The organism is Thermus sp. NMX2.A1, from assembly GCF_000511705.1.
In the GTDB taxonomy this organism is placed as follows: domain Bacteria; phylum Deinococcota; class Deinococci; order Deinococcales; family Thermaceae; genus Thermus; species Thermus scotoductus.
The window spans coordinates 1-17,878 of sequence record NZ_ATNI01000112.1 but is presented as its reverse complement, the minus strand read 5'-3'; the positions used below and the strand labels follow the sequence as shown (position 1 = coordinate 17,878).

The 17,878-nt window shown below is 64.5% G+C and carries 20 protein-coding genes and 1 riboswitch; of the genes, 12 read left to right on the top strand and 8 right to left on the bottom strand.

Features of this window, described 5'->3' with window-relative positions:
- Nucleotides 1-4: 4 nt before the first annotated feature.
- Complete coding sequence (gene nhaA, locus TNMX_RS11370; protein WP_038032361.1) at nucleotides 5-1,243, top strand: Na+/H+ antiporter NhaA; 1,239 nt, start codon at nucleotides 5-7, stop codon at nucleotides 1,241-1,243.
- A gap of 7 nt (nucleotides 1,244-1,250) precedes the next feature.
- Nucleotides 1,251-1,826, top strand: coding sequence for a pyridoxal 5'-phosphate synthase glutaminase subunit PdxT (gene pdxT, locus TNMX_RS11365; RefSeq protein WP_038032358.1), 576 nt, complete (start codon nucleotides 1,251-1,253; stop codon nucleotides 1,824-1,826).
- Here the strand turns inward: pdxT and asnS are convergent.
- Nucleotides 1,823-3,139: an asparagine--tRNA ligase gene (gene asnS, locus TNMX_RS11360; RefSeq protein WP_038032355.1), complete on the bottom strand. Its 1,317-nt coding sequence runs from the start codon at nucleotides 3,137-3,139 to the stop codon at nucleotides 1,823-1,825. The two genes, pdxT and asnS, sit on opposite strands and share 4 nt — an antisense overlap.
- A gap of 143 nt (nucleotides 3,140-3,282) precedes the next feature.
- Here asnS and TNMX_RS11355 point away from each other — a divergent pair, with 143 nt between their 5' ends.
- The 4 genes from TNMX_RS11355 to TNMX_RS11340 all read left to right on the top strand — a co-directional run bounded on the left by TNMX_RS11355 (nucleotide 3,283) and on the right by TNMX_RS11340 (nucleotide 5,944).
- Nucleotides 3,283-3,651, top strand: a complete 369-nt coding sequence (locus tag TNMX_RS11355) for a hypothetical protein (protein ID WP_156919463.1) — start codon at nucleotides 3,283-3,285, stop codon at nucleotides 3,649-3,651.
- 61 nt (nucleotides 3,652-3,712) lie between these two features.
- Nucleotides 3,713-4,375 (top strand): response regulator transcription factor, encoded by a 663-nt coding sequence (locus TNMX_RS11350; RefSeq protein ID WP_038032366.1) that lies wholly within the window; start codon nucleotides 3,713-3,715, stop codon nucleotides 4,373-4,375.
- Nucleotides 4,353-5,597 (top strand): HAMP domain-containing sensor histidine kinase, encoded by a 1,245-nt coding sequence (locus TNMX_RS12435; RefSeq protein WP_052037991.1) that lies wholly within the window; start codon nucleotides 4,353-4,355, stop codon nucleotides 5,595-5,597. Before TNMX_RS11350 ends, TNMX_RS12435 begins: the two co-directional genes overlap by 23 nt.
- Entirely contained in the window at nucleotides 5,573-5,944 is a 372-nt protein-coding gene (locus TNMX_RS11340) for a hypothetical protein (protein ID WP_156919462.1), read from the top strand. Before TNMX_RS12435 ends, TNMX_RS11340 begins: the two co-directional genes overlap by 25 nt.
- Here the strand turns inward: TNMX_RS11340 and TNMX_RS11335 are convergent.
- From TNMX_RS11335 to hisS, 4 genes are read right to left on the bottom strand one after another with little or no spacing between them, the layout of a single operon-like run.
- The gene (locus TNMX_RS11335; protein WP_038032347.1) at nucleotides 5,903-6,751 is read right to left on the bottom strand and encodes an HAD family hydrolase; all 849 of its coding nucleotides are present in this window, start codon (nucleotides 6,749-6,751) and stop codon (nucleotides 5,903-5,905) included. The two genes, TNMX_RS11340 and TNMX_RS11335, sit on opposite strands and share 42 nt — an antisense overlap.
- Nucleotides 6,751-7,644, bottom strand: coding sequence for a PhzF family phenazine biosynthesis protein (locus tag TNMX_RS11330; RefSeq protein ID WP_038032344.1), 894 nt, complete (start codon nucleotides 7,642-7,644; stop codon nucleotides 6,751-6,753). Before TNMX_RS11330 ends, TNMX_RS11335 begins: the two co-directional genes overlap by 1 nt.
- Nucleotides 7,637-9,382, bottom strand: a complete 1,746-nt coding sequence (aspS, locus tag TNMX_RS11325) for an aspartate--tRNA ligase (RefSeq protein ID WP_038032341.1) — start codon at nucleotides 9,380-9,382, stop codon at nucleotides 7,637-7,639. The genes TNMX_RS11330 and aspS overlap by 8 nt, the downstream gene beginning before the upstream one ends.
- Before the next feature lie 24 nt (nucleotides 9,383-9,406).
- Nucleotides 9,407-10,663 (bottom strand): histidine--tRNA ligase, encoded by a 1,257-nt coding sequence (gene hisS / locus TNMX_RS11320; RefSeq protein ID WP_038032338.1) that lies wholly within the window; start codon nucleotides 10,661-10,663, stop codon nucleotides 9,407-9,409.
- Between the two features lie 41 nt (nucleotides 10,664-10,704).
- Between hisS and TNMX_RS11315 the strand changes: the two genes are divergently transcribed.
- Both TNMX_RS11315 and TNMX_RS11310 read left to right on the top strand, forming a co-directional pair.
- Nucleotides 10,705-11,049: a hypothetical protein gene (locus TNMX_RS11315; RefSeq protein ID WP_038032336.1), complete on the top strand. Its 345-nt coding sequence runs from the start codon at nucleotides 10,705-10,707 to the stop codon at nucleotides 11,047-11,049.
- A gap of 39 nt (nucleotides 11,050-11,088) precedes the next feature.
- Nucleotides 11,089-11,580 (top strand): hypothetical protein, encoded by a 492-nt coding sequence (locus tag TNMX_RS11310; RefSeq protein ID WP_038032333.1) that lies wholly within the window; start codon nucleotides 11,089-11,091, stop codon nucleotides 11,578-11,580.
- Here TNMX_RS11310 and TNMX_RS11305 read toward each other — a convergent pair.
- From TNMX_RS11305 to modA, 3 genes are all read right to left on the bottom strand, one after another.
- Nucleotides 11,506-12,507 (bottom strand): ABC transporter ATP-binding protein, encoded by a 1,002-nt coding sequence (locus TNMX_RS11305; protein WP_038032331.1) that lies wholly within the window; start codon nucleotides 12,505-12,507, stop codon nucleotides 11,506-11,508. The two genes, TNMX_RS11310 and TNMX_RS11305, sit on opposite strands and share 75 nt — an antisense overlap.
- A complete protein-coding gene (gene modB, locus TNMX_RS11300) occupies nucleotides 12,486-13,160 on the bottom strand; it encodes a molybdate ABC transporter permease subunit (protein ID WP_038032329.1) in 675 nt (224 codons plus the stop codon). Before modB ends, TNMX_RS11305 begins: the two co-directional genes overlap by 22 nt.
- Before the next feature lies 1 nt (nucleotide 13,161).
- Complete coding sequence (modA, locus tag TNMX_RS11295; protein WP_026329085.1) at nucleotides 13,162-14,043, bottom strand: molybdate ABC transporter substrate-binding protein; 882 nt, start codon at nucleotides 14,041-14,043, stop codon at nucleotides 13,162-13,164.
- Nucleotides 14,042-14,165, bottom strand: a riboswitch (molybdenum cofactor riboswitch). (Overlaps the previous gene by 2 nt.)
- A 99-nt stretch (nucleotides 14,166-14,264) precedes the next feature.
- Here modA and argF point away from each other — a divergent pair.
- Genes argF through argJ form a run of 4 tightly spaced genes read left to right on the top strand, consistent with a single transcriptional unit; the run spans nucleotide 14,265 to nucleotide 17,872 of the window.
- On the top strand, nucleotides 14,265-15,170 hold the full coding sequence (gene argF, locus TNMX_RS11290; RefSeq protein ID WP_019551292.1) for an ornithine carbamoyltransferase: 906 nt from the start codon (nucleotides 14,265-14,267) through the stop codon (nucleotides 15,168-15,170).
- Nucleotides 15,171-15,174: 4 nt separating this feature from the next.
- A complete protein-coding gene (locus TNMX_RS11285; RefSeq protein ID WP_015717419.1) occupies nucleotides 15,175-15,696 on the top strand; it encodes a Uma2 family endonuclease in 522 nt (173 codons plus the stop codon).
- Between the two features lie 2 nt (nucleotides 15,697-15,698).
- On the top strand, nucleotides 15,699-16,736 hold the full coding sequence (gene argC, locus TNMX_RS11280; protein ID WP_172640123.1) for an N-acetyl-gamma-glutamyl-phosphate reductase: 1,038 nt from the start codon (nucleotides 15,699-15,701) through the stop codon (nucleotides 16,734-16,736).
- On the top strand, nucleotides 16,727-17,872 hold the full coding sequence (gene argJ / locus TNMX_RS11275) for a bifunctional glutamate N-acetyltransferase/amino-acid acetyltransferase ArgJ (RefSeq protein WP_038032326.1): 1,146 nt from the start codon (nucleotides 16,727-16,729) through the stop codon (nucleotides 17,870-17,872). Before argC ends, argJ begins: the two co-directional genes overlap by 10 nt.
- The last annotated feature ends 6 nt before the right edge of the window (nucleotides 17,873-17,878 follow it).

Here is a 17,878-nt window from a genome sequence, read left to right as displayed (position 1 = left end):
TCCCATGCCCGTGCGCAGGTATCCCAGGCTACTAGAGCAGTTTCTTGAAAGTGAGGCCAAAGGAGGGCTGGTCCTCTTCTTGGCGGCTCTTCTGGCATTTATACTAGCCAACACTCCGGCGGCCACGGTCTATTTTGGGCTACGAGAAGTTCTGGTGGGTGTTCGTTTTGGCGAGTTTTCATTGGAAAAGCCGCTGCTTCTTTGGGTCAACGACCTCCTCATGGCGTTTTTCTTCCTACTGGTGGGCCTGGAGCTTAAGCGTGAACTTGTTTCTGGCGAGCTTAAGAATCCCAGAAGGGCTGGGCTAGCCTTGGCAGGGGCGGTAGGGGGGATGATCCTGCCGGCCTTTTTGTACCTGGCAATCAATCCCAGCCTGCCCGAGGCTCGTGGCTGGGGAGTACCCATGGCCACGGACATCGCCTTTGCCTTGGGGGTTTTGGCTCTGGTACCTCGGGTGCCTCTGGGACTTAAGCTCTTTCTCACTGCCTTAGCCATAGTAGATGACCTGGGGGCGGTTTTGGTGATTGCCCTCTTCTACACCGGGGGCTTAGAATCCCTTCCCTTGATCCTGGCGGTCCTGATCCTGGGTTTTGCTCTTCTGCTCAATCGCCTAGGGGTGTGGCATCTTTGGCCCTACATGCTTCTGGGGTTACTTCTGTGGTATTTTGTCCTCCAGTCAGGTCTTCATGCTACCTTGGCCGGGGTGCTTTTGGCTTTGGCTGTCCCTCTGCGGCGGGCTAGGGCTTTCCAGGGGGCTACCTCTGCCCAGGACCCCGAGGAGCTGGAGGGGGAGTTGGAAGGCCTCGAGGAGCAGGTGGAGGAAGCGCAAAGCCCCTTGCACCGTCTGGAACACACCCTTCACCCTTGGGTAGCCTTTGGGGTGTTGCCGGTTTTTGCATTTTTTAATGCTGGGGTTGCCTTGCAGGGGCTGGGGTTTGGTTCCGTGGCCTGGGGGATAAGCTTGGGTCTTCTCTTGGGGAAACCTTTGGGAATCTTCTTTGCTTCCTGGCTAGCGTTGCGGTTGGGTTTGGGCGCCTTGCCCGAAGGGGTGAACCTAAAGTCCATTGTGGGTGTGGGCTTTCTGGCAGGCATTGGCTTTACCATGGCCCTTTTCATTGCTGGCTTGGCCTTTGAAGGGGGGATGCTGGACCAAGCCAAGGTGGGGGTACTCTCCGCTTCTCTAGTGGCCGGGTTAGTGGGTGTTCTTTTGGTGCGAGCTTCCCTTGACAGGTCCGAAGCCTAGGTCCAGGATGAGGGGCGTGGTCGGCGTCCTAGCCCTGCAAGGGGATTTCCGCGAGCACAAGGAGGCGCTTAAGCGCCTGGGGATAGAGGCAAAGGAGGTGCGGAAGAAGGAGCACCTGGAGGGGCTCAAGGCCCTCATCGTGCCTGGCGGGGAGTCCACCACCATCGGCAAGCTGGCCCGGGAATACGGAATCGAGGACGAGGTGCGCAAGCGGGTGGAAGAGGGTTCCCTGGCCCTCTTCGGCACCTGCGCCGGGGCCATCTGGTTGGCCAAGGAGATCGTGGGCTACCCCGAGCAACCCCGTTTGGGGGTGTTGGAGGCATGGGTGGAACGCAACGCCTTTGGCAGGCAGGTGGAAAGCTTTGAGGAGGACCTCGAGGCCCGGGGTTTGGGTCCCTTCCACGGGGTTTTCATTAGAGCCCCAGCCTTCCGCAAATTGGGGGAAGGAGTGGAGGTGCTGGCGGAGCTGAATGGTCTTCCCGTCCTGGTACGCCAGGGCAAGATCCTCGCCAGCGCCTTCCACCCCGAGCTCACCCAGGACCCCAAGCTCCACCGGTACTTCCTAGAGCTGGCGGGTCTTTAGGGCCGCATCCGGGTGTACATCCGGGGGAAGGGAATTGCCTCGCGCACGTGGGCGAGGCCGCAGATCCAGGCCACGGTGCGCTCCAGGCCCAATCCGAAACCCGAGTGGGGCACGCTGCCAAAGCGCCTCAGGTCCAGATACCAGTCGTAGACCTCCTCCGGGAGGCCGAACTCCTGGATTTTCCTGCGTAGAAGTTCCAGGTCGTGGATTCTCTGGCTACCCCCGATGATCTCCCCGTAGCCCTCGGGGGCCAGGAGGTCGTTGTTTAGGACCAGCTCCGGGTCCTCGGGGTCGGGTTCCATGTAAAAGGCCTTGATCCGGGCAGGGTAGCGCTCGATGAAGACCGGGCGGTCAAACTGGCGGCTGAGGGCGGCCTCATGGGGGGCGCCGAAGTCCTCCCCGTAGGGCAGGGGCGGCACCTCGGGGTCCTTCTCCGCAAGCTGGTTCACCAGGGCCACCGCCTCCCGGTAGGTGAGCCGGGGGTAGTTGCCTTCCGCGGCGGGCTCGAGGGCTTTGGGATCCCGCTCCAGCATCTCCAGCTCCCTGGCCCTTCGCGTGAGAACCCGGCCCACCAGGTGGCTCACCAACTCCTCCTGCAGGGCCATGTTCTCCTCGTGGGTCATGAAGGCCACCTCGGGCTCGATCATCCAGAACTCCAGGAGGTGGCGGCGGGTTTTGCTCCTTTCCGCCCGAAAGGTGGGGCCGAAGGTATAGACCTTGCCGAAGGCCAAGGCCCCGGCTTCGGCGTAAAGCTGGCCCGACTGGGAGAGGTAGGCCTTTTCCCCGTTGAAGAGGTCCACCTCGAAGAGGTCGGTGGTGCCCTCCACGGCGCTCGGGGTGAGGATGGGGGCGTCAAAGCGCAGGAAACCCCGCTCGGCGAAGAAATCGTGGATGGCTCTTTCCAGCTCGTCCCGGATCCGCATCACCGCGAAGGGACGGCGGTGGCGGAGCCACAGGTGGCGGTGGTCCATGAGGAAGTCGATGCCGTGCTCCTTAGGACCGATGGGATACTCCCCCTGGGGAAGGCTCACCACCTCGAGGTTCCGCACCGAAAGCTCAAAGCCCCCGGGGGCCCTCTCGTCCCGCCGCACCAGGCCATGGACCTTCAGGGCGGTTTCCTGGGGGAGGTGATCCGCTTGCTCAAAGATTTCCTCCGGTACCTCCCCTTTGAAGAGGGTTGCCTGCAGGAACCCCGTGCCGTCCCGGAGGATGAGGAAGTGGATCTTGCCCTTGGAGCGCCTTTGGTAGAGCCAGCCCCTTAGCTCCACCTCCTGGCCCTCGTATTTGGCGATCTCATCAATAAAGACCCGCATACCCTTCTATCCTAAGGGGCCTCGAGGTGTTTGCCTGGCATTTACCTCTGTTCCCTACCCTGGGCATGGGAGGTGAAGGTATGAGCAAGCAGTGGCTGGTTAGGTTGTTGGCGGTGGCCTTCGGTGTCTAGAGTCCAACGGCTTTGTCCCAAGTGGCCACGGAGCTTCGCATGGCCCTGGGGGGCAAGAAGGAGCTGGCCGTCTTCTGGAAGGAGGGCCGGGTGGTGGGCCTGGTGGAGGTGAACCCTAACGCCTGGGTGTCCGCCGAGGGGGCAACCCAGGTGACCCTGATCCTGAACGGCCAGGAGCGAACCCTGCAGGTCCACCATGCGGGGAGCACCTTGGTGGACGTGAGCGTCAGCGTGGAGGGACAGGTTCGCGGCCTGTTGGAGGTGGCCCGGGGAGGCCAGGCGAAGGAAGGTTCACAGGGCCAGGGTTCCAGTGGGACGGAGGGTAGCGGCCAAGGAGGGGTGAATCTCAGGATCGGGATTGGGATCGGTGGGGGAAGGTAGAAGGACGTTTCCCCGGCCCCCCTTGACCTCGAGGGGGGCCGGGCCTTGGAATGGGGAAGACGTGCGCATCCTGGTGGTGGAGGACGAACCGGACATCGCCGAGCCCGTGACGCTTCTTTTGTCCCGGGAAGGGTATGAGGCAGCCTGGGCCCCTGACCTGGATTCGGCGTGGGAGGAGTTTTTGGCTGCCGAACCCGCTTTGCTGGTTTTGGACGTGATGTTGCCCGAGGGAGAGGATGCGGGGTTTACCTTTGCCCGTCAGGTGCGGGAGGGAGGGTATTCCGGCTCCACCCTCTTTCTCACGGCCCGGGATTCCCTGGAGGACCGGGTAGCCGGGCTAAACCTCGGGGGGGATGACTACCTGGTCAAGCCCTTCGCCCTGGAAGAGCTTCTCGCCCGGGTTCGGGCTCTTCTCCGCCGGGGAGCCCAGCACAAGGGGGGCCGCTTTCGGCGGGGGGATCTCGTGGTGGATCTGGTGGCGCGGAAGGCGTACTGGAAGGGAGAGGAGATCGGCCTGACCCTCAAGGAGTTTGCTTTGCTAGAGACCCTGTGCCTAAACCCCGATCGCCTTTTCACCCCCGAGGAGCTGGCCGATCGCTTGTTCCCGGGCCGGGATACGGCGGTAAGAATGGTGCGGATCTACATTCACCGCCTAAGGCAAAAGCTCGCCCCAGAAGTGGTGCGCACGGGGGCAGGAGGGTATGGCCTGGGGCTTCCGGAATAGGCTGCTCCTCGGGGTGGGGGTAGCGGTGGGGATCTCCGCCCTGGCCCAGCTGGGCCTGGGCTACTGGGTATTGTTGCGCGCCGCTGAGGCAACGGTCCAAAGGGAGCTTTTGGTCTTTGCCCAAAGCCTTTATCAGGCTCTGGATTTTACCGGGGCCCTGCCCGCCCTTAAGCCGGAGGGTTACAGCCTCCTCCTCCCTTTCTCCAAAGGCAGGGCGCGGGTAACGAGGGAGGGGCGAATCTACCTCAGCTACGGCGGTCCCTTTCCGGTTCCTTCCCCCTTAGGGGAGCACCGAGCGGAAAGGGGTTGGATGACCCAAGCCTGGGCCTTGCCCCAAGGGTACGCCCTGGAGGTGGCCCTGCCTGCCCCCAGTTTGGGGTATGCCCTGGGTGCGAGCCTTTTGGCCCTCCCCTTGGCCCTGGCCCTGGCCTTGGGGATCACCTTCCTGCTTCTCAAGGGCCTCCTTCGCCCTCTTGGGGAGTTGGCCCGGGCCACGGAGGTCCTTTCCCAGGAGCGTTTTCCCGAACTCGTGCCGGTTCCCACGGGGGAGGACGAGCTTGCCACCCTGGCCCGGAGCTTCAATCGCATGGTGGAGGCGGTGAGGGCTTTTTTGGAGAGGGAGCGCACCTTTACCCGGCATGCGGCCCATGAGTTACGGACGCCGGTGGCGGCTTTGCGTAGCCAACTGGAGGCCTTGGAGCGGGGTCTGGTATCGCAGGAACAGGCCCTTCCCCGCTTGAAGGCGCAGGTTTCCCGCCTCGAGGGCCTGCTGAGGGATCTGCTGGCCTTGGCGCGGGGCGAGATGACCCGGGAGCGGGTGGGGTTGAAGGCTTTGTTGGAGGAACTGGGGCGGGAATGGCCGGGTTTGGTTTTGAAGCTGGAGACGGAAGGGCGGGTATGGGGACCGCCCGATCTTCTGCGCCAGGTGGTGGCGAACCTGTTGACCAATGCTTTTCGGCACGGCAGTCCCCCTGTGGAGGTGGGGTTAAGGGAGGAAGGGGAATGGCTGGTCCTTAGCGTGCGCGACCATGGCCCAGGGGTTCCGGAGGCTCGGGTGCCCGCACTCGGTAGCCCCTTTCACAAGGGACCCTCTTCTTCCGGTTCGGGCCTGGGCTTGGCCTTGGTGCGCCACACCGTGGAGAGGTTGGGGGGAAGGGTCCAGTGGGGAAATGCCCACCCCGGTTGGCAGGTGGTCCTATGGTTGCCCAAGGAGGTTCCATAAAGCGCTGGATGGCGGTGCTGGGGCTTTTGCTCCTGGGGTGGGGCTTGGCCCTGGAACTACCCCCGTTGCCCCTTCCCCCCGTGCCCCTCCCCAAGCCTCCCGTCCTGCCGCCCCCGGTTACCCCATCTCCTTCCGACCAGGGCTTGCAACGCTTCTACGGTCAGGTCACCTTCAGCGATGGGCAGGCGCTCTTGGTGGGCGGCGTTCCCCTCCTTGGCTCCTCCCCCTGGATGGCCCTTCTGGTTCCCGGGATGGCGGTGGAGGTGGAGGGAAGTTGGGAGGGAGCGGGGTTTCGCCTCCTGGAGTTACGCATTGTGGCCCCGGCGCGCTTCTCGTATTGCCGGTAATAGGCTGGCAAGAGCCTCCGCCAAACCGCATGCCTCCACGGGAGCCACCACCCGTTGGGCCACCTTCTTGACCTGGGGCGAAGCGTTCCCCATGGCGATGCCTAGGCCCACTCCTTGGATGAGTTCCAGGTCGTTTTCCCCATCCCCCACCATGGCGCATTGGGCCAGGGTCAGGCCGTAGCTTTCCGCCACAAACCGGGCGGCCGAGAGCTTGCTCACCCCCCGCTTGGTCAGGGAGACGAAGCGCACCCCGGGCATCCTGGGGCTTTCCGCCACGTGGGCCTGGAGTTCCTGGGGCAAGGGGTCCATGAGGGCGCCCAGGGGAGCTTGGGCCTCGGCCAGTACCTGGAGGCGGACCAAAGGGGCAGGAAGCCTTAGCAGGTCCGCTTCCTCGGCCACCACGCCCAGGAGTTCCTGGTGGGCCTTTAGGAGAGGGCTATCCCCCTCTATGAAGAAGCCCCCATCGGCGGTGTAGCCCTCGAGGGGAAGCCCGAGCCTGCGGGCCAGGCGGATGGCTTCCCGGGCCGCCTCTTGGGGCAGGGCTTCCACCAGGAGGGGGTGGGCGGGAGGGGAGTGGGGATCCCGGGAAAACGCCAGGACCACCGCCCCCGACTCGAACACGTGGAGGCCCATGGGGTCCAGCCTGCGGGCGTAGGCCAGGGCGTGCCCCCGGCCCGGCCGGCCGGTGATGAGGCTTAGGCGGATGCCCTTGGCCCTTAAGGCCTCCACCGCTGGCCACACGCATTCGGGTACCCCCTCCTTGCCCACCAGGGTGCCGTCCACGTCCACGAAGACCAGCCGCACCATCAAACTTCCCCAGCGGATACCTGTACCGCCTCCCCCCCGATTTGCACCCCGTAGGGCTGGCCCGTGGGGCTGTACTCCACCACCACCTCCACCACCCCGGGGTTGCCCAGGCGGTGGCCCTGGTAGATGGTGAGGGCTACCCGGCCTTCCCGCTTGGGCACCACCCCCGCCCGGGCCAGGAGGGCACCCAAGGCGGCGTTGGCGGAACCCGTCACCGGGTCTTCCGGGATGCCGAGAAGGGGGGCGAAGTCCCGGGCGTAGAAGCTCCTTGGGCCCATGGGGGCGTAGGCATGGACGGTGGCCACCTCCAGCTGGTGGGAAAGTTCGGCCAGGGTCTTCATCTCTGGCTCCAGGGCATCCACCACCCCGGGCGCAACAAGGGGGACGAAGAGGCTCCAAAGCCCGGTGTAGGCGATGCCGTAAGGCAGGCCGCGGTGCAGGTAACGTTCGTCTGAGCCCAGGGCCTCGAGGACCTCCTTAAGCACCTGGTAAGGGGGCAGGTCCCGGAACCTCGGGGCGGGACCCCTCACCAGGGCCTTGCGGGGTTCTCCGGCCTCGTACAGGATCTCCACCGGCAGGGCCTCCGTGGGGGTGTGCAGGAAAAGCCGCTTGCTGCCCTCGGGAGCCAGGCCCAGGCGCACCAGGGTGAGGCCCAGGGCTATGGCGGCGTGGCCGGAGAACTCCACTTCTCCCGAAGGGGTGAAGAAGCGCACGGCGAACAGGGTCCCTTGCCTTTCCGTTACGAAGGCGGTTTCCGGTTCGCCCAGGCGCCGGGCTAGGCTTCGCATCTCCTCCAGGTCCATGCCCCGGGCGTCCAGCACGATGGCTACCCGGTTCCCGGCCCCCGGGGTGGAGGCGAAGGCGTCCACGATCACGTAGGGAATCCTAGCCATGGGCGATCACCATGAGGCCGAGTTCCCGAAGCTGCTCCTCGGACACCGGGCTTGGGGCCCCGGTAAGGGGGTCTTTGCCCTCCTTGTTCTTGGGGAAGGCGATGACCTCGCGGATGGAGGGGCTGGCCGTCATGAGGGCCAGGAGGCGGTCTAGGCCCCAGGCGATGCCGCCGTGGGGTGGGGCCCCGTAGGTGAGGGCCTCGAGGAAGAAGCCAAACTTTTCCCGCTGCTCCTCCTCCCCGATGCCCAGCACCTGGAACATCCTGGCTTGAAGAGCAGGGTCGTGGATGCGGATGGAGCCGCCCCCCACCTCGGTGCCGTTCAGCACCAGGTCGTAGGCCAAGGCCCGCACCTTCCCAGGATCGGTATCCAAGAGGGGTAGGTCCTCGGGATGAGGGCTGGTAAAGGGATGGTGCATGTAGGTGTACTGGCCCCTTTCCTCGTCCCACTCCAGAAGGGGGAAGTCCACCACCCATAGGAACCGGAAGCCCTCCCTGGGGAGGTCTAAGACCTCCGCCAGCTTAAGCCGCACCTGCCCCAAGGCGGTGGCCGCCACCTTGGCCGGCCCGGCCACGAAGAGAAGGGTGTCCCCCGGAGTGGCTTCCGTGGCCTCCAGAAGGCTTTGCCGCACGGGCTCCAGAAACCTGGCGGCCCCGCCTGCGAAGCCTCCCTCCTCCACCCGGGCAAAGGCCAAGCCCTTGGCCCCGTGGCGCTTGGCCAGCTCCTCCAAGTCGGCGATCTCCTTGCGGGATAGGGCCTCGGGCACCGCCAGGGCCTTTACCCTTTCCGCCTCCCGGAAAACCTGAAACTCGCTTTCCCGGAAGAGGTGCCCCACCTCCTTGAGCTCCAGGCCGAAGCGGGTGTCGGGTTTGTCCGAGCCGAAGCGCTCCATGGCCTCCTGGTAAGTGAGGCGGGGGAAGGGGAGGGGAAGCTCCACCCCCAGGGCTTCCTGGAACACGTGGGCCATGAGCCTTTCGTTAAGCTCCAGGATATCCTCCACCTCCACGAAGCTCATCTCCAGGTCCATCTGGGTGAAGTCGGGCTGGCGGTCGGCCCGTAGGTCCTCGTCGCGGAAGCAGCGGGCGATCTGGAAGTAGCGGTCAAAACCCGCCACCATGAGCATTTGCTTGAAAAGCTGGGGCGACTGGGGGAGGGCGTAGAAAAGGCCGGGTTGCTGGCGGTAGGGCACCAGGAAATCCCGGGCCCCTTCCGGGGTGCTTTTGGTCAGGAAGGGGGTTTCCACCTGGATGAAGCCCTCCCGGTCCAGGAAGTCCCAGATGGCCTTGATGACCCGATGGCGGAGGCGCAGGTTTTCCTGCATTTTCCTCCGGCGCAGGTCCAGGTAGCGGTACCTGAGCCTGAGGTCTTCGGAAACCTCCTTTTCCTCCTCTCCCCGCCAGCCGGCGTCCACGGGGAAGGGGGGTGTTCTGGCCTCGGAGAGGACCTCGAGGGAGGTAAGGGCCACCTCCACCGCTCCGGTGGGCAGGCGGGGGTTAGGCTCCGGGCGTAGGCGCACGGTGCCCCTGGCCCGCACCACCCACTCCGAGCGGACCCGTTCCGCTTCCTTGTAGGCGGGGCTTTCCGGGTGGGCCACCAGCTGGACCAAGCCCTCGCGGTCCCGGAGGTCCAGGAAGATGAGCCCCCCCAGGTCCCGGCGGCGGTTTATCCACCCCTCGAGGACCACCTCCTCCCCCACGTGTTCTTCCCTTAGGCTTCCGGCGAAGTGGGTACGGCGCATAATCCCCCAAATCTTAACGGATTCTCACGCCAGGGCGGAAAGGAGGAAGCCCAGGGCCTCCGTTTGGGGAAGGCGCACCTGTTCCCCAGTGGCGAGGCGCTTCAAGGTGACCTCACCGGTCTTTAGCTCATCCTCCCCCAAGAAGCCCACGAAGGCCGCCTTCCGCTTCAGGGCTTCCTCCACCCCCTTGCCAGGCTTCTTGGGGCTGAGGGCATACTCCGCCCGGATGCGGGGCCTTAAGGCCTCGGCCAGATAGAAGGTTTCGGCCACCGCTTCCTCCGTGAGGGGGATCAGGTAGACGTCGGGTCCTTTCTCTTCGGGAAGGCCGAATCCCTCCGCCTCGAGGGCCAGGGCCACCCTCTCCACCCCGAAGGCGAAACCCACCCCGGGTACCCTCGGCCCCCCCAGGAGCTCGGAAAGCCCGTCGTACCTTCCCCCACCCCCCAGGGCGCTCTGCGCCCCGATCTCCGCATGGTGCACCTCAAAGGCGGTACGCACGTAGTAATCCAGGCCCCGCACCAGGGTTGGGTCCAGTTCGTAGGGCACGGAAAGCCTTTCCAGATGGCGTTCCACCGCCTTCAGATGGGCCTTCGCTTCCTCCCCCAGGAAGTCCAGCATGGGCCGGATGTTGAGCTCCTTGAGGAGGGCCTGGTCTTGCTCGCTCTTGGAGTCCAGGATGCGCATGGGGTTGAGCTCCAGGCGCTCCTGGGAATCCTGGGAGAGGGCCTCCCGGTGGGGGGAGAGGACCTCCCGTAGATAGGCGTTGTAGCGGGCCCGGTCCTTGGGGTCCCCCACGGAGGAGAGCTTGACGGTGAGGCGCCTCAAGCCGAGCTCCTTAAGGCTTTCATACAGGAGCACCACGGCCTCCGCATCCAGGATGGGGCTTTCCGAGCCCAGGGCCTCGTAGTTCACCTGGTGGAACTGGCGGTAGCGCCCCTTCTGGGGGCGCTCCGCCCGGAACATGGGCCCCGCCATCCAGAGCCTCACGGGCTGGGGCCAGACCTTCATCCCGTGTTCCAGATAGGCCCGCACCATGGCAGCGGTGCCCTCGGGGCGCAGGGTGAGGGAACGCCCACCCCGGTCCTGGAAGGTGAACATCTCCTTCCTGACGATGTCGGTGGAGATCCCCACCCCCTTCTCGAAGACCTGGGTTTCCTCAAACACCGGGGTGATGAGTTCCAGGGCCCCCGCCGCCTCCAGCACCCGGCGGGCGGTGGCCACGATGTGCTGGTGGAGCCTTAGCTCTTTGCCGAAAAGGTCCTTGGTGCCGCGCACGGCCATACCCCTTCACTTTACCCGAGGGCGAAGGCTATACTGCAGCCATGCCCTCGAGGGGTTCCGTACGGGGGTTTCTGGTATTCCTCTACCTCCTCCTCACCCTCACCGCCTCCACCGGGGTGGCCCTGCAGATGTACCTCATGCAGGTGCAAAACCCCGGCCTCCGGACGGATCTCTGCCAGGCCCCTGGGGAGGAGAGGGAGGTGGACCACTCCCTCTTCTGTGGCCTGCAGGTCTCCCCGGGTCTGCCCCCCATAGGGGAGGTGGCGCCTCCTGCGCTGGTGCGGGTGCTCCAGGCCAGGGTTGCCCCCGTGCCCGGCTATCCGGAACCCCAGGGAAGGGCTTTTTCTCCCCGCTCCCCTCCTTTTGCCCTGAAGATCGTCGCTTGAGTTGGGCAAAGGCTCTTTGGGCAAAAGGAGGGGAGAATCTTGGAAGCAGTGGTGTACACGGAAAGTTTGCAGCTTTATGCCCTGGTGCACGGGGCGCTTGGCCCAGCCGGTTGGAAGGTGTACTGGAAGGAAGGCCGTGGCCTGGCCCTGGCGGGGCTGGACCAGATGGAAAAGGGCGAGGTGCTTCTTTGGGCCACCCCTTGGGGGCTTAGGGCCTATGACCCTTGGGGCATGATCTTCCTCACCCGTCGGGACGATCCCAGGACCTTGGCTTCAGGCCTTGAGGGACGGGTGGGCCTGCGGCTTCTTCCAGGAGAAAAGGCAGTGTTGTGGGCAGTGGGAAACGGAGTTCCCCCGAGGGTGGGGGCCTTGGCCCAGGCCCTAGGGTTTTCCCGGGACCGGGCCCGCTTTTTCCTGAAGGGACTCATCAACAAGTTTGGCCTGGGGGAGGAAGGGTTAGTCCACCTGGCCCGGCATCAGGTGAAGGTAATGGGGCTTAAGGACCACCTGGAGTCTCTGCCCGGGGCGTAGGTTCAAACGGGCTTGGACGTGCCTGGGAAGCAGGATCTGCAAGCGGATGGATCCCTGGAACACCCCCCGGTAGGCGAGGCCTTCCGGATGAAGGCTTACCAGCACGCCCTCTAGGATGTTTTCCGGGGGTGGAGGCCGGTCCTGGCGCACCACGATGACCTCCTCGGCCCGGATGCCCACCCAGGCGGTATCCCCGGGCTGGGCCCAGGAAGGGAGGGAAAGGCGGAGATGAACCCTGTTGACCTCCACGCCCCCAGGTCCTATGCGGGCCGGGAATAGGTTTTCGTAGCCCAGCAGCCTGGCCACCAGAAGCTGGCTTGGGGCGGAGTACACTTCCTCGGGCGGGCCTTCTTGCAGGATGGTTCCTGACCCCATCACCACAAGCCAGTCGGCCATGCGGGCCAGGATGGGGTCGTGGCTCACCGCCAGGGTGGGGATGCCTTCCCGGCGGATGAGTTCCACCAGCTCCACCAGAACCTGGTCCTTGGTGAGGGGGTCCAGGGCGCTGGTGGGCTCGTCCAGAAGGAGAATCTCCGGGTTCCTGGCCAAAGCCCGGGCGAGGGCCACCCGTTGCTTCTGGCCGCCGGAAAGCTGGCTTGGGCGCTTGTGGGTGTGCTCCTCGAGGCCAACCCGCTCCAAGAGGGTCAGGGCCCTAGCCTTGCGGTTTGCTCCCGCCAGGGGAAAGGCCACGTTCTCCCAAGCGGTCATATGGGGGAAGAGGGCCAGGTCCTGGGGCAGGTAACCCACGGGCCGTCTTTCGGGGGGAAGGCCCCCATAGGGCCTGCCCTCGGCGGGCACCAGGCCTGCCAGGGCCTTGAGAAGCGTAGTCTTGCCTACGCCGCTTTCCCCGAGGAGCACGGTGAAGCCCTGGATGTGGAACCGGGCCTCGAGGGCGATGGGTTTTCTTATGCGGTAGTGGACTTCCATGCCCGCCCCTTAGCTTCCAATAGCCGTACCAGCACCAGGAGGGCCAGGCTGAGGCCCAGGAGGACCAAGGAGGCCCGGGCGGCTTCCTCAAAGCGCAGGGCCTGTACCAGATCGTAGATGTAGATGCTCACCATCTGGGTTTTCCCGGGGATGGAACCACCCACCATGAGAACCACCCCGAACTCCCCCAGGGTGTGGACGAACGCCAGAAGGGTGCCGGAGAGAAGCCCAGGCCACACGAGAGGGAACACCACCTTGCTCCAGACCTTCCACCAGGGGCTTCCCAAGGTGCGGGCTACGTCCAGAAGATTGCGGTCTAGGGCCAAAAAAGCCTCCCGGTAGGCGGTGAGGGCAAAGGGCAGGCTGAAAAGGACGCTGGCGAAGACCAGGCCTTCAAAGCGGAAGGCCCAGGAGAGGCCGGTGATTCGGACCCAGGGTCCCTCGGGGCCCAGAAAGAGTAGGACATAAAAGCCCAGCACCGTGGGGGGCAGGACCAGGGGTAGGAGGAAGATGGCCTCCAGGATGGATTTGCCTGGGAAGCGGCGAAAGGCCAGAAGCCAGGCCAGGGGAACGCCCACGAGGAGGAGGAGGAAGGAGGCGAGAAGGGCCACCTCTAAGGAAAGGCGAAGGGCAATCCAGAAGGAGGGGTCCATGCTACTCCCCGGGTAGGAGGAAACCGTATCGCTGGAAGATACGCCGGGCCTCAGGGCTTCCCACGAAGGTGTAGAAGGCCATCACCTCGGGCCGCTTCCTCCCTTTCAGGATCACGTAGTCCTGCTCCAAGGCGAGGTGGCTTCCCAAGGGGGCGAGCCAGTACACCCCGGGGCGGGAAAGGCTTTCGTGCACCGCCAGGGAGAGGGCCAGGATGCCGGCCTGGGTGGCGCTTAGGGCCAGCTGGGCGGTGTGGGAGATGTTCTCCCCGTACACGAACTCAAAGCGGGGCTTGCCCTGGCGGAGGGGCGTGGCATCCCAGTAGGCCTCCACCCCCTGGGAGAGGCGTTCCCAGGGAATCTCCTCCCAGGAGAGGTTGGGAAAGGGTTTCTTCAAGCCGGGAAGCGGGGCATCGGCCCGGCGCCTTAGAAGGCCGTAATGTTCCAAGAGGGTGACGGCGGCCCGGCCGTAAGGAGCATGCACCGGGTTGGCGATGGCCAGCCGGGTGATCCTGGGGTCCTTGAGGGCCTCGGGGCTAGGCTCAAGGCCCAACTTCCGGTCCAGCCAGATGACCATGCGCCCGATGGCGTAGGGCCTGCGGGTTCCGGCCTCCGCCAGGCCTTTTTTTTCCAGGAGCTCGGGGTAGAGCCTTTCCGCGGAGAAGTACAGGTCCGCCTCGAGGCCCTGGACCAGCTGGGTATAAAACTTTCCCGAGGAGCCGAAGCTCAAGGAAACCTTGATTCCTGGGTTTTTGGCCTCAAAGGCTCGGGCGATCTCCGTCAGGGCGTACTGTAGATCCGCAGCGGCCACCACCCGTACCTGGGCCTGGGCCAGGCCAGCCCCCCATAGGACTGCCCACACCGATAGAACTGCGAGCGGGAAAATCTTCACCTTGCCACCTCCTTTGCAACCGCGGCAGGCGGCGGGGTTGCCCCCACCACCCCGGGGCCATAAGCCCGGCCCGGAAGGCCCATGGGGTCTATCCGGGCTCGGAGGCGGCCTCAGTTTACTTTTGGGTGGCAGGCCGCTTCAACCCACGGCCCCTTGGGAGAGGAGGGGTGAGGGCCTTGCATAAGTTTGCACGGTTGCGCTATCCTATAAGCCTCATGGTGGGAGACGCCCTCACCCGGCCCAAGGATCTTTTGGACTTCTCGGCCTACGGTCGCCAGGAGATCGAGGCGCTTTTGGCCTTGGCGGAGAGGCTGAAAAGGGAGCGCTACCGCGGGGAGGACCTTAAGGGAAAGGTCCTGGCCCTTCTCTTTGAGAAGCCCTCCTTGCGCACCCGCACCACCCTCGAGGTGGCCATGCTTCACCTGGGAGGGCACGCCGTCTACCTGGACCAGAAACAGGTGGGCATCGGCGAGCGTGAGCCTGTGAGGGACATAGCCAAGAACCTGGAGCGCTTCGTGGAGGGGATCGCCGCTCGCGTATACCGGCACGAGACCGTGGAGGAACTCGCCCGCCACGCCCGCATCCCGGTGATCAATGCCCTTTCCGACTGGGCCCATCCCTTGCAGGCTCTGGCGGACCTCCTCACCTTGAAGGAGGCCTTTGGGGGATGGGAGGGCCTCGAGGTGGCCTGGGTGGGGGATGGCAACAACGTGCTGAACTCCCTTCTTGAGGTGGCTCCCCTGGTGGGCTTGCGGATGCGGGTGGCCACGCCCAAAGGGTACGAGCCCGACCCCAGCCTTTTGCAAAAGGCGGGGGCCTTTTTCACCTATGACCCTAAGGAGGCAGCCTCGGGTGCCCACGCCCTTTACACGGATGTCTGGACCAGCATGGGCCAGGAGGAGGAGCGGGAGAAGAGGCTTAGGGATTTTAATGGCTTCCAGGTAAACGGGGAGCTCTTGCGTCTCCTAAGGCCCAAGGGTATCTTCCTGCATTGTCTGCCCGCCCACTACGGGGAGGAAACCACCGAGGAGGCGGTGCACGGGCCGCGGAGCCGGGTCTTTGACCAGGCGGAAAACCGTCTCCACACCGCTAAGGCCGTCCTCCTGTGCCTGCTAAGCTAGGGGTATGGTCCGGCCCTACCGCTTCTCCCTCGAGGAGTTTCTACGGCTTCCCCTGCCCGAGCGGGGTGTGGAGCTTTTGAGGGGGGAGATATACCAGATGGCACCTATTGGATCCCGTCATGCGGATTTGGTGGATCGGTGGGCAGAAGTGCTCCTTCGCACCTTTTCGGGCAGGGCCCGGGTGCGGATACAAGGTCCTTTCGCTATTCCGCCAGACACCTATCTGGAACCTGATCTCCTTCTGTGCCAGTTGAAGGATTACCGGGAGCGCTATCCTGTTCCCGATGAGGTGCTCTTGGCAATAGAGGTCGCGGACACCAGCTTGGAATACGACTTAGGAAGAAAGGTTCCCCTTTACGCCCAGGGAGGGGTTCTGGAGGTTTGGGTACAGGATTTAACTCAGGGCCGCCTCTTGGTCTTCCGGGGTCCTGCGGGCGACCACTACCGGGAGCAGCTTTGGCTTTCCCCTGGGGAAAAACTGGCTCCCTTGGCCTTCCCTGACATTCCTTTGGAGGTGCCGTGGTAAGGGTGGGGATCATCGGGGCCTCGGGGTATGGGGGAGGGGAGCTGATTCGCCTGCTTAAGGCCCACCCCGGGGTGGAGCTGGTAGGGTTTAGCAGCCGCAAACACGAGGGGAAACCCCTTTCCTCCGCCTGGCCCCAGCTATGGGATAAAGGGCTTTTTGCCACCCTGGAGGAAGTACTGGAGCAGGCGGATGTGGTCTTTTTGGCCTTGCCCAACGGGCTTGCCATGGAGCTTGCTCCAAGGGCCTTGAAGGAGGGCAAACGGGTCATAGACCTCTCCGGGGACTACCGGCTTCCTCCGGAGGTTTACGAATCCTGGTACGGGATCCCCCACAAGAGCTCAGGGCTTTACCGGGAGGCAGTCTATGGCCTTCCCGAGCTGCATCGGAAGGAGCTTGGGGGGGCGCGCCTGGTGGCCAACCCCGGGTGTTACGTGACGGCCACCACCTTGGCCTTGGCCCCTCTGGCGGCGGAAGGTGTCCTGCGGGGGGCCTTTGTGGTGGGTTTAAGCGGGGTCTCCGGGGCGGGCAGGGAGGGGGAGGGTACCTTTTTTGCCGAGGTGAACGAGAACCTTAAGCCCTACAAGGTGGGGGGTGTCCATCGCCATATACCGGAGATGGAAAGGAACCTGGGCCGCCTTTTGGCCCAGGGGCGCCCGGTGCGCACCCATGGGCCCCTGGGAGAGGTGCGCCTTTCCTTCGTCCCCCACCTGGTACCCATGACCCGGGGCATCTTGGTCACGGTGGAGGCGGAGGTGGAAGGGAACTGGAGCCAGAAGGCCCTGGACGAGCTTTACCAGGACTTCTACGCCCAGGAACCTTTTGTGCGGGTCACCGAGGCCTTGCCGGAAACCAAGGGCACCTATGCTTCCAACCGGGTGGATGTGAAGCCTCTTTTTGAAGCGAGAACGGGGCGTGTTATGGTGTTTGCCGCCTTGGACAACCTGGTGAAGGGGATGGCGGGGCAGGCGGTGCAGAACCTGAACCTGATGCTGGATCTGCCTGAGGAGACCGCACTTCCCAAGGAGGGTCTATGGCCGTAAGGCTTCCCCGGGGTTTTCGCGCCGGGGCTACCCGGGCGGGCATCAAGCCTTCTGGCAAGCCCGATTTGGCCCTACTGGTGTCCGGCCTCCCCGCTTCCTGGGCCTATGTGGCCACGCAGAACCGGGCTGCCGCACCTTCCATTCACCGGGGTAGGGCCCTTTATGCCCAAGGAGGTGCGTTGCGGGCGGTGGTGGTCAACGCCGGCAACGCCAACTGCGCCACCGGGGAGCGGGGCTTTTTGGACGATCGCCGCATGGCCGAGGTTGCTGCCCTGCGCCTGGGAGTGCCCGTGGAGGAGGTCTTGACTGCTTCCACGGGGGTCATCGGGGTTCCCCTTCCCGTGGAAAAGGTGGAAACAGGTTTGCCCCAGATAGAACTTACCCCCTACGCCGATGCCTTTGCCGAGGCTATCCTCACCACGGACTTAGTTCCTAAGGTAGCGGAGGCCGAGGTGGAGGGGGCGAGGATCGTGGGTATCGCCAAGGGCAGTGGGATGATCCATCCCAACATGGCCACCATGCTGGCCTTCGTGGTGACGGATGCCGCTTTACCCCAGGAGGCCTTGAGGGAGGCCTGGCGGGGCATCGTGGACCGCACCTTCAACCAGGTGACCGTGGACGGGGATACCTCCACCAACGATCTCGCCCTGGTGATGGCGAACGGGGCTTATGGCGCGGTGCCCCTCGAGGCCTTTTTCCCGGCCCTTGAGGCAGTGGCCCGGGAGCTGGCGAGAAAGATCGCCCGGGATGGGGAGGGAGCCACCAAGCTCATGACCGTGCGGGTGGTGGGGGCAGGCACGGAGGAGGAAGCCAGGCGGGCGGCCCGGGTGGTGGCGGGCAGTACCCTTTGGAAGGCGGCTCTTTACGGCAACGACCCCAACTGGGGCCGTATCCTGGCGGCTTTGGGCAATTCGGGGGCGCGGTTTGACCCCTTAAGGGTAAGGATCCAGGTCCAGGGTATTCCCCTTTATGCCGGGGGTGCCCTTCCCTTTGACCGGGAAAGGGCCAGCCAGGCCATGCGGGCGGAAGAGGTGGACGTCTTTGTGGACCTGGGGGAGGGACAGGGGGAAGGGGTGGCTTGGGGGTGCGACCTGACGGAGGGGTACGTTAAGATCAATGCGCTCTATACGACATAGGTTTTC

Excerpts from the sequence above, each read along its gene's own strand:
- nhaA (WP_038032361.1), top strand. The coding sequence starts at position 5 with ATGCCCGTGCGCAGGTATCCCAGGCTACTAGAGCAGTTTCTTGAAAGT.
- pdxT (WP_038032358.1), top strand. The coding sequence starts at position 1,251 with ATGAGGGGCGTGGTCGGCGTCCTAGCCCTGCAAGGGGATTTCCGCGAG.
- asnS (WP_038032355.1), bottom strand. The coding sequence starts at position 3,139 with ATGCGGGTCTTTATTGATGAGATCGCCAAATACGAGGGCCAGGAGGTG.
- TNMX_RS12435 (WP_052037991.1), top strand. The coding sequence starts at position 4,353 with ATGGCCTGGGGCTTCCGGAATAGGCTGCTCCTCGGGGTGGGGGTAGCG.
- TNMX_RS11340 (WP_156919462.1), top strand. The coding sequence starts at position 5,573 with ATGGTTGCCCAAGGAGGTTCCATAAAGCGCTGGATGGCGGTGCTGGGG.
- TNMX_RS11335 (WP_038032347.1), bottom strand. The coding sequence starts at position 6,751 with ATGGTGCGGCTGGTCTTCGTGGACGTGGACGGCACCCTGGTGGGCAAG.
- TNMX_RS11330 (WP_038032344.1), bottom strand. The coding sequence starts at position 7,644 with ATGGCTAGGATTCCCTACGTGATCGTGGACGCCTTCGCCTCCACCCCG.
- aspS (WP_038032341.1), bottom strand. The coding sequence starts at position 9,382 with ATGCGCCGTACCCACTTCGCCGGAAGCCTAAGGGAAGAACACGTGGGG.
- hisS (WP_038032338.1), bottom strand. The coding sequence starts at position 10,663 with ATGGCCGTGCGCGGCACCAAGGACCTTTTCGGCAAAGAGCTAAGGCTC.
- TNMX_RS11315 (WP_038032336.1), top strand. The coding sequence starts at position 10,705 with ATGCCCTCGAGGGGTTCCGTACGGGGGTTTCTGGTATTCCTCTACCTC.
- TNMX_RS11305 (WP_038032331.1), bottom strand. The coding sequence starts at position 12,507 with ATGGAAGTCCACTACCGCATAAGAAAACCCATCGCCCTCGAGGCCCGG.
- modB (WP_038032329.1), bottom strand. The coding sequence starts at position 13,160 with ATGGACCCCTCCTTCTGGATTGCCCTTCGCCTTTCCTTAGAGGTGGCC.
- argF (WP_019551292.1), top strand. The coding sequence starts at position 14,265 with ATGGTGGGAGACGCCCTCACCCGGCCCAAGGATCTTTTGGACTTCTCG.
- TNMX_RS11285 (WP_015717419.1), top strand. The coding sequence starts at position 15,175 with ATGGTCCGGCCCTACCGCTTCTCCCTCGAGGAGTTTCTACGGCTTCCC.
- argJ (WP_038032326.1), top strand. The coding sequence starts at position 16,727 with ATGGCCGTAAGGCTTCCCCGGGGTTTTCGCGCCGGGGCTACCCGGGCG.